This is a genomic window from Magnetococcales bacterium, assembly GCA_015231925.1.
Lineage (GTDB): Bacteria > Pseudomonadota > Magnetococcia > Magnetococcales > JADGAQ01 > JADGAQ01.
Genome location: JADGAQ010000120.1, coordinates 1 through 12,730, shown reverse-complemented (window position 1 = coordinate 12,730; position 12,730 = coordinate 1). Strand labels below are relative to the sequence as shown.

Genomic DNA, 12,730 nt, shown 5'->3' with positions numbered 1-12,730 from the left:
CTCGGGGCGCTGCCCCGAACCCCGCCGGGGGGGATAATCCCCCCCGGACCCCCGAATTTTCCAAAGGCATTTGCCTTCCCCTGGTGTCGGCTTTCCATCACCGTCAAAAGACCATGCGCCATTTCCTCATCGCCCTTGCCGCTCCCCTCCTCCTGGCTCTGCTTCCGGGGCTGTCGGCCTGTTCCCCCACCTCCACCGAGGAGGCTCCCCCCATCGCCTCGGCCAACCTCCTGCTCCAAGGTCACAAACTCTACGGTGAGGTCTTCCTCCATCCCCCCACCCTGGACCGATTGCACCGGCTGCTCACCGCCGGCAACTCCCTGGTGGCCATCTATCGCTTCCGGGTCTGGCGCAATCGCAAATGGATGCTGCCCGACCACCAGTTGGCGGATGTCACCATCCACCGGCGGGCCCAGCTCCACCTGATCACCGAGCGTTATGAAATCGGCACTCCCTCGGGTCCGATGTACTATACCAGCGATGCCCAGGAGGCCCTGGCCTTTCTGGGCAAACCCACTTTCGTCCCCCTGAACCTTAAAGACAACGGGGAACTGCGCCCCGTGGCCCCCCATCGCTCCCACGACCTGGAAGTGCGCTTCCGACTCGAACTGGAAGGCGTCTCCAAAGTCTTTCGCCTGCTGGACGAACTGGTCTACTTCTGGAAACCCGTGGACGCCATCTACCGCACCCATTACGACCGGCTATGAAGATAACCCTCCCCAACCGCCCCTGGACCCTGGGCCTGCTGGTCCTTTTCGTGGTGGTCATCACACTGGTGACCGGCCGCTCCCTGCACGGTCCCCTGCTGGAAGGCGGCGAATACAGCTTCGCCTTCCTGGTGCTGCTCTACGCCAACCTCTTTCTGGTCCTCATTCTGGGCTTTCTGGTCATTCGCAACCTCTCCCGCCTTTGGATGGACCGCAAGCGCAAACTGGCGGGCGCCATGTTGCGCACCCGCATGGTGCTGATGTTCGCCCTGCTCTCCCTGCTGCCCACCCTGATCATCTCCATCCTCTCCCTGGAGCTGCTCAACCGGGGGGTCGATTCCTGGTTTTCCGACCGCATCTCCCTGGCGCTGGAACAGTCATTGGAGGTGGCGCGCAGCTACTATCAGGAGAACCAGCGCTCCATTCGCCACGACGCGGAAGACCTGGTGCGCAACCGCACCATCACCGCCGCCCTGACCCTGCAGGGCGGTGAAGCCGCCACCGCCGCCCTGGAGGTGGAACGCAGCGCCCGCATGCTGGACGAAATCACCATTCTGCGGCAGGACGGCACCCGTCTGGCCAGCGCGGGGGATCTGCCCCAGGACGCCCTGCCCGACTTCTCCGCACTGGAGGCCGGGGGCTCGCGGGCCATGATGGTCACCAACGATACCGGCAATCGGGTGCGCGCTTACATCCGTCTGGGTGAGGGGGATCTCATTCTCACCACGGGCCGCTGGATCGACCGGCAGGTTCTGACCCGCATGGAGTCGATGGAAAACGCCTTCAAAAACTACCACCAGCTGCGCACCTCTCACGGCCTGCTGAAAAACAGCCACACCATCACCCTGGTGCTGATCACCCAATTGCTGCTGCTGGCGGCGGTCTGGTCCGGCTTCCGCATCGCCGACACCATCACCCTTCCGGTGGGCGAACTGGTGATGGCCACCCGCAAGGTGGCCTCCGGCGACCTCTCCGCCACCATGAAGGTGCGGGGAGACGACGAACTGGCCACCCTGATGGCGGCGTTCAACGCCATGACCCAGAGACTGGCGGAAAACCGGCAGGAGCTGGAAGCCACCAACGCCTTGCTGGAGGAGCGGCAACGCTTTCTGGCCGCCATCGTCAACAACATCTCCTCCGGGGTGATCGCGGTGGACGGTCAGGGGCTCATCACCCTGATCAACCGCGCCGCCGGGGAACTCCTGGGGCTTGATCCCCAACAGGGTCACGGTCAGGCCTGCCGCGACCTGTTGCCGCCCGAAATGATCGACCTGCTGCAGAATCTGCGACGTCTGGCCGCCTCGCAACGGGTTCTGGAGGTCGATCCCCTGAACGGGGTGCCGCTTTCCGCGCAGATTCCCCATCAGGGGCCCGACCGGCAGCGCACGCTGCTGGCGCGTATCGGCCTGCTGGGGGCCTCCCCCTCCGAGAATACCGGCTTCATCGCCACCTTCGACGATCTCACGGAGGTGGTCATGGCCCAGCGGGCCCACGCCTGGAGCGACGTGGCCCGACGCATCGCCCACGAAATCAAGAACCCCCTGACCCCCATTCAGCTCTGGGCGCAACGGCTGCGGCGCAAATACCTCGATAACGCCAAGGAGCCCCTGCCGGAACGCGAAGTCCTGGATCAGGGCACCACCGCCATCATCTCCCAGGTGGAAGCCCTGCGGCTGCTGGTCAACGAGTTCTCCAACTTCGCCCGCCTGCCCCGGCCCGACCGGCAGAAAGGGGATCTGCACCAGGCGCTGAAGGAGTGTCTGACCCTGCACGACACCGAACTGAAAGCCGTTTCCAGCGCCGCCGAATTCGACAGCCACGTCCCCCCCTTCCCCTTCGATGCCAGCCAGATCAAGCAGGTGGTGACCAATCTCCTCAGCAACGCGCTGGCCGCCATGAAGGAGAAGGAGGAGCAGGCCCTGCAGAGCGAAACCCCCTTCAAACCTCAGCTCGTGCTGTCCACCCACCTTTCCACCAACGGACAGTGGGTCAGCGTGCAGATCATGGACAACGGCCCCGGCATTCCCGCCGCCGACCGGGTGCGGGTCTTCGAACCCTATTTCACCACCAAGAAAAAAGGCACCGGATTGGGCCTGGCCATTGCCAAAAAAATCATCGAAGATCATGGTGGGGTGTTGCGCATGCGGGAATCCTCCTGGGGGGGAGTGAACGCCGAATTTCAACTACCCATCAAGGGACCGGCCAACAGCGGCGACACCACGGCGGATGAGACGGTCCCGCCACTTTAAACGCTTTTAGGGGATTCCCGGATGCAACACGCCATTCTCGTCGTGGATGACGAGGAAGCCATACGCACCAGTCTGCGGGGAATTCTGGAAGACGAGTCCTACCGGGTGGTGGAGGCCTCTTCCGGAACCGAAGCCCTGCAGCGGCTGATGGAAGAGGATCTGTCGGCGATTCTGCTCGACATCTGGATGGAAGGACTGGACGGCATCGAAACCCTGCGACGCATCAAGGCGCTGCCGGAAAAACCGGAGGAGCCGCGCCTGGCCCCCAACCGGGTGCCGGTGGTGATGATGTCCGGCCACGGCACCATCGATACGGCGGTCGCCGCCACCAAGATCGGGGCCTACGATTTTCTGGAAAAACCCCTCTCCCTGGACCGGGTGCTGCTGCTGATGGACCGGGCGGTGCGGGAGGCGGACCTGATCCGGGAAAACCTCACCCTGCGCGCCAGCCTGGAGGTGGAGCAACCCATGATCGGAACCACACCGATCATGCAGGCGCTGGAGCAGCAGATCAAACGGGTGGCCCCCACCAACGGCTGGGTGCTGATCACCGGGGAGAACGGCACCGGCAAGGAGGTGGCGGCGCGGCGCATTCACAAGCTGTCCGCCCGCTCCGCCGGTCCCTTCATTCCGGTCAACGCCGCCGCCATCCCCGAAAAGCTCATCGAGGCCGAACTCTTCGGCAGCGAGGAGTCCTCCGGCGGACGCAGCGAGGCACGCCGGGGGCGCTTCGAACTGAGCCATCAGGGCACCCTCTTTCTGGACGAAATCGGGGACATGTCCCTGAAAACCCAGTCGAAGATTCTGCGTATCCTCCAGGAGCAGCGTTTTGAACGGGTGGGAGGGCGTTCCCAGATTCAGGTGGACGTGCGTGTCATCGCCGCCTCCAACAAGAACCTGGAGGAGGAGATCGCCGAAGGCCGCTTTCGCGCCGACCTCTACTACCGGCTCAACGTCATTCCCCTGAGGGTGCCCCCGTTGCGGGATCGCAAGGAAGATATTCCCCCGCTGGTCAGCCACTTCCTGGGGCTGCATCGCGGCAACCAGCCCACCCGGGAGTTCTCGGAGGAGGCCATGGCCCTGCTGACCGGATACCACTGGCCGGGAAACGTGCGGGAGCTGAAAAACCTGGTGGAACGCCTGGTGATCATGGCCCCCAACCCGGTGATCCGCCCGGAGGATCTGCCCGACTTCGTGCGGGGAGGCCCCCTGCCCGTCGGTGACACCCCGTGGGAACTGCTGCTGCAAAGCGACTCCCTGCGAGAGGCGCGGGAGATCTTCGAACGGGAGTATCTCAAGGCGCAACTGGAACGTCACGCCGGCAACATCTCCCGCACGGCGGAGACCATTCGCATGGAACGCTCGGCGCTGCACCGCAAATTAAAGACCCTGGGTTTGGGATGAACCGTATTGGCGACTCAGCCCGTCTTATTCAGATATTTCGTGGAACTATTCAGATATACGGGGGTTCGGGGGGGGATTATCCCCCCCGACTTACTCCAGGGCAGCGCCCTGGGACTTTTCCTTTCGCCGTTGACCTGATGATGCCGCACCGTGCAGGGGTCTGAATGGTTGCAATTTCGTCGCGATACCGGCCAGGGCGCATCCCTGGTCCGGTTGCAGCAGAAATTTATGAATAAGACGGGCTCAGGGAGAGACCCCTCCGTTTGCCATCAGAAACGCCCTTAACCGCCCGTAATAGTATTCTGTATACGCTTGTTTTTTTGAGGGACTCACATGATCGTCCGAATCGCCCAGATCCTGCATCGGCATGCAGGCGGGCTCCTCCAGGACCGTCAAACCCAGCTGGCGGATCATCGCCGTGGCGGCCTGTAGAAAATCAGCGGAATTGTCGCATCGCACCCGGGTGGTGGGACCGTGGACATAGATGCAGGCAATGCCGGCCTCCCGGCAGAGCCGGGGAATCTCCTGGAGAAAGAGGATCTTCTCGGGATTGATCTGCGCGGGCGTCAGGGGATGATCGGCATGTTTGCGGAAGAAGCTTGCCGCATCGGTTCCGCCCTTCTGAACGATGTAATCGTTGTAAAGATAATCCTCCCCGGAGGCGACACCCTCTTTCGCCGTGGCGCGCTCCCAGAGACGCTGAATGACTTTAGTAATTGTTTGCGAGTTCAGAAAAAACCGCGTCACCTCCTCCGGAGGAAATCGGAACGGATTAAAGAAGAAATCGGTGGTCTGAAAATAGCCCAGATAGGAGAGCTTGCGGCTCATCATATCCACGGTGTGCAGCAACACCACCACCTTTGGTTCATGTCGGGCCAACACCTGCCGCAGCAGGTTCAGCGAACCGGCATAGCCGAAGGAGCCGGTCAGAGCCAGATTGAGGGTATCGCGCCCGGACAAGCGGGTGAAGTGGGCGGCGTCGATGGCGTTGCCCAGGGAGCTGTCGCCCAAAAAGACGATATCGACGCGCTGCGCCTGGCGGATTTTGTTTTTCTGGTAGTCCAGCAATACCTGAAACCCATAGTTGGCCATGCCCTGTTTGAAGCCGAGATAATAGGAGATGGCCACCGCCACACCGAGGAACAGGCCGATCGCCGCCCCCAGGGTGAGGAAGAAGCGACGTGCCTCAAAATTGGAAATAGATGAACTCGGAGATGTCATTCAACTTGACCAGGCAAACGGTGAACAAAAGCGCCATGAACACGGCGGTACTCCAGTCGAAGCGGCAGGTCCATCCCGGCCCCAGGGGGTCGATCTGCGTCGCGGGATAGCCGCCGGTCGGCAGTCCCGGACTTTCGCGACGCAACCACTCGAAGGTGTTGGGCAAAGCCCAGCAAACGGTGAGCAACAGCGGTATTTCAATATACAGCGTGTTTTTATGGATCAGGCCCGTCCCCTGGGCCACGATACCGAGGTTGGCGAACCAGGCCGCATTCCCGGCCAGCAGGGGCGCCAGAAAAGTGGGTAGCGACAGCCCTTCCAGGCCGATCATGGCGCGGTAGAAGGCCAGCACGCTCTGCAGGGAATCCGCCCGAAAGGGCACCCAGGCCAGGACCACGCTCAACAGGGTGACGATCCGCCCCAACACCCGTCGTGCGCTACTCCGGCTCGGCGGAAACAGGCGTTGCCACCCCTGATTAAGGCTGAGGAAGAGGCCGTGCAGCAGACCCCAGAGCAGGAAGGTCCAGCCCGCGCCGTGCCACAAACCACCCAGGATCATGGTCAACATCAGGTTGAGGTGATGACGCGCCGGGGAGCAACGACTTCCTCCCAGGGGAATATAGAGATAGTCCCGCAGAAAACGGGAGAGGGTGATGTGCCATCGGCGCCAGAAGTCGATGATGGAGTTGGCCTTGTAGGGTGAGGCGAAGTTGATGGGGAGTTTGATGCCGAACATCCAGCCCAAACCGACCGCCATATCCGAATATCCGGAAAAATCGAAGTAGATCTGAAAGGCGTAGCAAAAAGCGGCTCCCCAGGCATCGAAAAAACCGGGCTGATAGCCCGTGGCCACCGCGGCGAAGATGGGGGTGGAACGCAGAGCGATGGTGTCGGCGATAACCACTTTCTTGAAGAGCCCGATGATGAAGATCACCGATCCGATCGCCAGATGGCGCCAGGTATCCCCCCTGTCGGCACGGGCGGCGAACTGGGGCATGACCTCCTGGTGATGCACGATGGGACCGGCGATCAACTGGGGAAAGAAGGTGACGAACAGGGCGTAGTGCATGAAATCCAGGGCGATCGCCTTGCGGCGGCAGGCATCGACCAGAAAGGAGAGCTGCTGAAAGGTGAAAAAAGAGAGCCCGATGGGGAGGATGATCTTTCCGGGATCGATCGGCGCCTCAAGAAAAATATTAATATTTTCAACCAGGAAGTTAGTATATTTATAATAGATCAACGGAATGATATTAAGACATATACCAGCAGCCAGGAACAGTTTTTGTTTGTTCCCCTCCAGCCTCACCAGCACCGTGCCGATGGCGAAGTTGACCCCGATGGACATCAAGATCAACAGGAGATAACGGGGCTCCCAATAGCTGTAAAAAACCAACGAGGCCGCCGTCAGAAAATACAAGGCGATGCGACTGCCGATGAAACGGCTGCAAAACTGATAGACAATCCAGGTAACCGGGAGAAAGAACATAATGAAGGTGAAGGAGTTGAACAGCATGGCTCACAACCGCAACACGGGTCAGGGAGAGGGAAAGGCTGGGGCGTGTTGGCATTTGCCAGATTTTGGTTCCTGGCAAGACACAAGACGGTGAGGAAGCGGAGTGTAGTCCTCTACAGGAGCGTTCCGAACCGGATTGCAACGCCGCCAGGGGCCAAAAGATGGTGAATGTCAACACGCCCTGGGATCCCGGCCTTCCGAAAAGCCGGAACAGTACCCCCGAGAAGCGTTGCATTCCGTTTCAGGCCCCGAAATAATAGCCGGGTTCGGTCTCTGGCCGCAACGGCAATTTCGATGGTATGGGCAGGTGACAAAAGGCTTGCCGACAACCCGAATCCATTGCAAAACGGTGAAGTGCCGGGTCAGGACGCTGCGAGGCTTCGCTGTAATGCCATCGACTCGGGATGATCCCCCCCTTTCAGGATGACCCATGTACAGAACAGTGGAAAACGGACGCCTGGCATGGTTCCATGAAGAGGCCCAAGACACCTTCTGGGACGACCATTGGCAGAAAAACTGGGGCCACGACCTGTTCCGGGAGGCCGAGAGCGGAAATCTCGGGGAGTACGAAGAGACCTTTTGCACCTATTTGCCCGCCACAGGCCCTATCCTGGAAGCGGGTTGCGGCACCGGCGTTTATGTGCTGGCCTTGCGGCAACGCGGTTACGACGTGGAAGGCGTCGATAATGCCGCAAAAACCGTACAACGGGTTCGAGAACTCCGCCCGGACCTGCCGGTGCATCCGGGCGACGTCACCGCCCTACCCTGCCCGGACGGCCATTACGCCGGCTATATCTCCCTGGGGGTGGCGGAACACTTCCGCGAAGGACCGGAAGCCGTTCTGCAGGAGGCGTGGCGGGTGTTGGCTCCGGGGGGAATCGCCATTGTCACCGTCCCCTGGTACAATGCCCTGCGGCGTTTCAAAGCCCGCCTCGGGCTGTTCCACCCCGCGGGCAGCGAAGGGCAACGCCCTTTCTACCAATACGCCTTTCATGAACAGGTCATGGTTGAGACCCTGGAACGCCTGGGATTTCGCCTGCTGCACCTGGACGGCTACAGCCCCCTGAAAGGATTGCGCGACGAACTACCCTTCATCAAAAGCGTGCTGCGCCTGCCGAAACTCGGCCCGGCCCTGCACTGGCGTCTGGTGGCCTACCTGCAACGCAACGGAACACGCGCGCCGTTTTGTCACATGTTGCGCCTCGTGGTGCAAAAGCCCCCGAAATGAGTGGTTGCCCCTCAACCGAACCCGAGATCCCTCAACCCCAAGGACGCCGTCATGACCCGTGCCTCCGGCTGGTGCCGCATCAGCGGTGATTGTGATCAACCTCCCTGGAAGGCGCGGGTTTGGCACCTGCTCAACGGCCTGGACAACGCCTGGCGCCCGAACCAGGAACACCCGCGCCTGCAACCACGCTCTTTCCAACCCCTTCTCGACCAACGGACCTGGGACACCCTCAATCAACTCGACCGGGGACTCTCCTCCCCCTCCCGCCGACTGATCCTGCATTTCCTGGCCCAGTTTCCCTGGAAAACCGTGGCCGAGGCCTCGGGACCGCTACGGGTGGCCGACCTGGGCTGCGGTCGGGGCCAGAGCGCCTTGCATCTGCAGGCCTTCAGCGATGGCCGGGTCGCCTCCTACCAGGGTTTCGACATCGCCCCCCGCCCCGAGTGGGGCCCGCTTCAGGCCGCACATCCCTTCATCACCTGCCGGCAGGAGGATTCCCACCGGGTTCTGGCCCATCTGGACCCCGCCGTCAACCTGCTCTTCAGCCAAACCTCGCTGGAACACATTCCCGACGATCTGCAGCTGTTCCGGCGCATCGCCGCCTGGATGGAAACCCGACGGGCCCCCCTGTTGCAACTCCACTTCCTGCCCTCGCCGGTCTGCCGGGAACTCTACGACCTGCACGGCTATCGCCAGTACTCCCCCCGCAAGGTGGTCCGGCTGCTGAACCGCCTGCCGGCGGACTGCCGGGCCAGCCTCTTCACCCTGGGCGGCAAGGCCTGCTGCCAGCTGCATCGGGAGTGGGTGGGACCGGGGCCGGACCGGCGCGAAAGCGATGTCGCCCGCTACAATGAACTATTGAGAAAGGCCCTCGGCGAGGAGGTCCACCCGACCGACCCGCCCGCCTTCTACGCCCTGGTCATCGTCAGCGGGGGGCTGATCGATCCCTTTTCGCCCTGACCCGTCGCAACAACCCCTCCACCCGCCGGTCCCAGGAGAAGGCTTCCACCTCGCGGGCGGCACAATCCGCCAGTCGCCGCCCCAGCCCCTCATCCTGCAGAATATGCCGGATGCCACGGGCCAAATCCTGACCGTCGTCGGCAGCCACCAGCCAGGCGTTCTCCCCGTGGCGCAGCACCTGCTCGATGGCGGGCAGCCGGGTGGCGATCAGCGGACGGCGGCTGGCCATGTATTCGAACATCTTCAGGGGCGACATCCACTCCGCCGTGGCGCATTTGGGACTGTAGGGCATCAGCAGCAGATCGGCCATGGCGTAATAGAGCGGCAACCGGCTGTTGGGCTGGAATCCCGCCAGGTGAACATTGTCCAGGCCCCCGGCCCGGCAAGTCTCCTGCCAGCGGGTGACGTGGTCGGCCAGCCCCCCCACCAGCAGGAAATCGACCTCCGGAAGTTGCCGCGCCGCCACCAGGATATCCTCGATGCCGCGCCCGTCGTAAAGATGGCCCACATAGAGCGCCAGCGGTCGTTGTGAACTCCATTGCGCTTCCAGACGCGCCTCTTCGCGGGACGGTGACCGGCGAAACTGCTCAAGATCGACCCCGTCGGGAGCCACCACAATCTTTTCGGGGTCCACCCCCGCCTGCCGGTACTTTTGCGCCAGCACCTCGGAGATGGTCACCAAACCCAGCAAACACGGATGATCGAGACTGCGCAGAAAGGCCTCCCCCCTGGGAATCCGCTCCGGCGGCGAATGGGTCTCCACCAGGGTCGGCAGCCCCAACCCCAGGGAAAACTGCGCCATGGCGTAACTGCGGGTGTAGACCAGATCCGTGCGCCGCAGGCGGCAGCGCCAGGCGGCCAGGCGGTAGAAGAGGTGCCGCAACGCCGGATGAGGGGAATCCTCGAACTCCAGCAAAGGAAATGCCCGCAGCGGAAAGGTCCGTTTCAAGCCGTAAAACCCCGCCAGATCGGCCTGCCTCAAGCGCCACCAGTTGCGCCGCGAGACATTGCAAATCAGCTCGAAATCGCCGCAAGCCCCCGCCCAGGACTGGGCGTTCTTCAGAATCTGCACCGCATGGGCCTTGAGGTTTTCCGGCAGATCCAAAGCAACCACGTAGGCCACCCGAAGCACGGCGTCGTCCACTGCCGCCTCACCGCCCGGAAAGGTGATCGATCAGCAGTTGCCCACCCTCCATCAACAACTGCTCGATCATTCGATCCGACATGCGGGGCGGTATGGTCTGGGGATTCTTCACCACCGCGTTGAGAATGCGGCTGTCACTCTCCTTCTGCTCCCAAACGAACTGGAAAATCACCCCGCTCTCCACATGACGCACCTGCATCAGCTCCACATCCACTTCCCACTCGTCCGTCGACAATACGCTCATCCGCCTCTCCACCCTCCCGGGTCCGATATCGACAGCCAATCATATCCTTTATGACATGGTCCTCTTACGGAGGCCACGGGTCAATCCCCAATCAATGCAATAGAAAATTTTTATGTTACAATTTGTTTATCTTTCGCTAAACTGTGTAACGGGGAAATAATAAGCTTGGCCATGCCTGGCAGGAGCCTGTGAAATGGCAATTCATCTTATCGAAATTTTGGCCTTTATGACCATTCTGGTACTCTTGTTGCGCGAGGCGCGAAAACGTCCCGCCCTGGCGGCAAAAGGATTTCGAGCCGTGTTGATGGGCGTCGGCCTGCTGATGGTGAGTGGCCTGGCGGGAGCTGCGGAGCAGATGGCCTGGACGGATAAATCGGTCTACTGGCCCTCGTTGGAGGAATTGGGGCGTATCGGTGGCTTTTCCCTGATCCTGGTCGGTCTGACCCGGTGGATACCCGCCATCACCACGCTGGATGAAGTGGAATCCTTTTCCAAAAAGATGATCGAGGCCTACACCCGGCTGGAGTTGGAATGGCGCAAGATGAAAAAGGATGAGGAGTTTTCCCGTTCGGTCTCCCATTCCGCCAACGACGCCATCATCTCCACCGACTCCAAAGGCAACATCATCTCCTGGAACCGGGGGGCCGCCCGCATGTTCGGCCACACCGAATCGGAGATGCTGGGCAACAGCGTCTCCCCGATCATTCCGGAGCGGTTTCGCGCCCGGCATCAGGCGGGACTGCAACGGGTGGCCACTACCGGGCAGGCTCAGATTCTGGGCAAGTCCCTGGAGCTGGTGGCCCTGCGCAAGAACGGGCTGGAGTTCCCGGTGGAGATCTCCATCGCCACCTGGAGTACCGGGGGAGAGCGCTTTTTCGTGGGGGTGATCCGCGACATCACCCATCGCAAGGTGGCGGAAGCGGGCACCGAACGCACCCAGCAGTCGCGGGTGGCCATCAGCGCCCTGTTGCAGGTGGCTTTGGAGCCGATTCCCTTGCAGGAGCAGCTCGAAAAGGCCCTGGATATCATCCTTTCGGTGCCGTGGTTGACCATTCAGTCCAAGGGGTCGATCTTCCTGTGGGACGAGGAGCGCCAGGAGCTGGTCATGACGGTGGAACGGGGTCTGGCTGCCCACCTGTTGAAGGCCTGTGCCCGCATTCCCGCCGGTTATTGCCTGTGCGGACGGGCTGCCGAAACCCGAAGCATGGTGCATGCCGCCCATCTCGACGACCGGCACGACGTGCGGTTCGACGGCATCCGGCCCCATGGACACTACTGTCTGCCCATACTGTATCAGGGCAAACTGCTGGGGGTGGTCAACACCTATATCGCCGACAGCCACGATGCCGACAAGGAGGAGATGGAGTTTCTGCAATCCATCGCCGACACCCTGGCCGGACTGATCGAACGAAAACGGGTGGAAGAGAAACTGGAGGAGATGGCCCATCATGACTCCCTGACCGGTCTGCCCAACCGCAAGCTGCTGGAGGCGCAGATGGTCAAGTATCTGGCCCGTGCGCGGCGGGATCACGAGCAACTGGCCTTGCTGTTCCTGGATCTGGACGGCTTCAAGCAGGTCAACGACACGCTGGGCCACGAAGCGGGAGACAAGCTGTTGCAGGAGGTGGCGCGGCGCATCAAGGGGGTGCTGCGCGATTCCGACGTGGTGGCCCGCCTGGGCGGCGACGAGTTCATGGTGCTGCTGCCTTCCGTCAGCAAAGCGGAAGATACCCATTTCATCGCCCGCAAGATCATCGACCGACTTTGCGAACCGGTGGGCATCAAAGGAGAAAGCGCTCAGATCGGCACCTCCATCGGCATCAGCATCTTCCCGGAACACGGCGAAATGCCGGAAGAGTTGATGCACAAGGCCGATCTGGCCATGTACCGGGTGAAAAAAGAGGGCAAGAACCACTTCCGACTCTTCGAACCGGGGATGATCACCTCGGGGTGAACGTGCGGCGCACCCATCCGTTCAGAATTACGGGGGTCCGGGGGGGGGGGGGTTTTCCCCCCCGGCGGCCGCGCCCTGGAACTTTTCCTTTTCGCGGGGCGGCGGC

10 protein-coding genes are annotated in these 12,730 nt (G+C 61.7%); 6 read left to right on the top strand and 4 right to left on the bottom strand.

Going from position 1 to position 12,730, the window contains the following annotated elements:
- Positions 1 to 83 precede the first annotated feature (83 nt).
- Genes HQL56_13035 through HQL56_13025 form a run of 3 tightly spaced genes read left to right on the top strand, consistent with a single transcriptional unit; the run spans position 84 to position 4,360 of the window.
- Complete coding sequence (locus HQL56_13035; GenBank protein MBF0310444.1) at positions 84 to 707, top strand: DUF4390 domain-containing protein; 624 nt, start codon at positions 84 to 86, stop codon at positions 705 to 707.
- Positions 704 to 2,956 carry a HAMP domain-containing protein gene (locus HQL56_13030; protein MBF0310443.1) on the top strand — a complete coding sequence of 751 codons (2,253 nt, stop codon included), beginning with the start codon at positions 704 to 706 and terminating at the stop codon, positions 2,954 to 2,956. The genes HQL56_13035 and HQL56_13030 overlap by 4 nt, the downstream gene beginning before the upstream one ends.
- Before the next feature lie 21 nt (positions 2,957 to 2,977).
- Positions 2,978 to 4,360: a sigma-54-dependent Fis family transcriptional regulator gene (locus HQL56_13025; GenBank protein MBF0310442.1), complete on the top strand. Its 1,383-nt coding sequence runs from the start codon at positions 2,978 to 2,980 to the stop codon at positions 4,358 to 4,360.
- 243 nt (positions 4,361 to 4,603) lie between these two features.
- On the opposite strand, the gene HQL56_13020 is transcribed toward HQL56_13025, so the two are convergent.
- Positions 4,604 to 5,581 (bottom strand): hypothetical protein, encoded by a 978-nt coding sequence (locus tag HQL56_13020; GenBank protein ID MBF0310441.1) that lies wholly within the window; start codon positions 5,579 to 5,581, stop codon positions 4,604 to 4,606.
- Entirely contained in the window at positions 5,547 to 7,094 is a 1,548-nt protein-coding gene (locus HQL56_13015) for an MBOAT family protein (GenBank protein ID MBF0310440.1), read from the bottom strand. The genes HQL56_13020 and HQL56_13015 overlap by 35 nt, the downstream gene beginning before the upstream one ends.
- A gap of 430 nt (positions 7,095 to 7,524) precedes the next feature.
- Between HQL56_13015 and HQL56_13010 the strand changes: the two genes are divergently transcribed.
- Together HQL56_13010 and HQL56_13005 are read left to right on the top strand one after the other, a co-directional pair.
- Positions 7,525 to 8,322, top strand: a complete 798-nt coding sequence (locus HQL56_13010; protein ID MBF0310439.1) for a class I SAM-dependent methyltransferase — start codon at positions 7,525 to 7,527, stop codon at positions 8,320 to 8,322.
- Between the two features lie 51 nt (positions 8,323 to 8,373).
- Positions 8,374 to 9,282: a class I SAM-dependent methyltransferase gene (locus tag HQL56_13005; protein MBF0310438.1), complete on the top strand. Its 909-nt coding sequence runs from the start codon at positions 8,374 to 8,376 to the stop codon at positions 9,280 to 9,282.
- Here HQL56_13005 and HQL56_13000 read toward each other — a convergent pair.
- Both HQL56_13000 and HQL56_12995 read right to left on the bottom strand, forming a co-directional pair.
- Positions 9,248 to 10,426, bottom strand: a complete 1,179-nt coding sequence (locus tag HQL56_13000) for a glycosyltransferase family 4 protein (GenBank protein ID MBF0310437.1) — start codon at positions 10,424 to 10,426, stop codon at positions 9,248 to 9,250. The genes HQL56_13005 and HQL56_13000 overlap by 35 nt on opposite strands.
- 7 nt (positions 10,427 to 10,433) lie before the next feature.
- Positions 10,434 to 10,670, bottom strand: a complete 237-nt coding sequence (locus HQL56_12995) for a hypothetical protein (protein MBF0310436.1) — start codon at positions 10,668 to 10,670, stop codon at positions 10,434 to 10,436.
- 193 nt (positions 10,671 to 10,863) lie between these two features.
- Between HQL56_12995 and HQL56_12990 the strand changes: the two genes are divergently transcribed.
- The gene (locus HQL56_12990) at positions 10,864 to 12,624 is read left to right on the top strand and encodes a diguanylate cyclase (GenBank protein ID MBF0310435.1); all 1,761 of its coding nucleotides are present in this window, start codon (positions 10,864 to 10,866) and stop codon (positions 12,622 to 12,624) included.
- Positions 12,625 to 12,730: the final 106 nt, after the last annotated feature.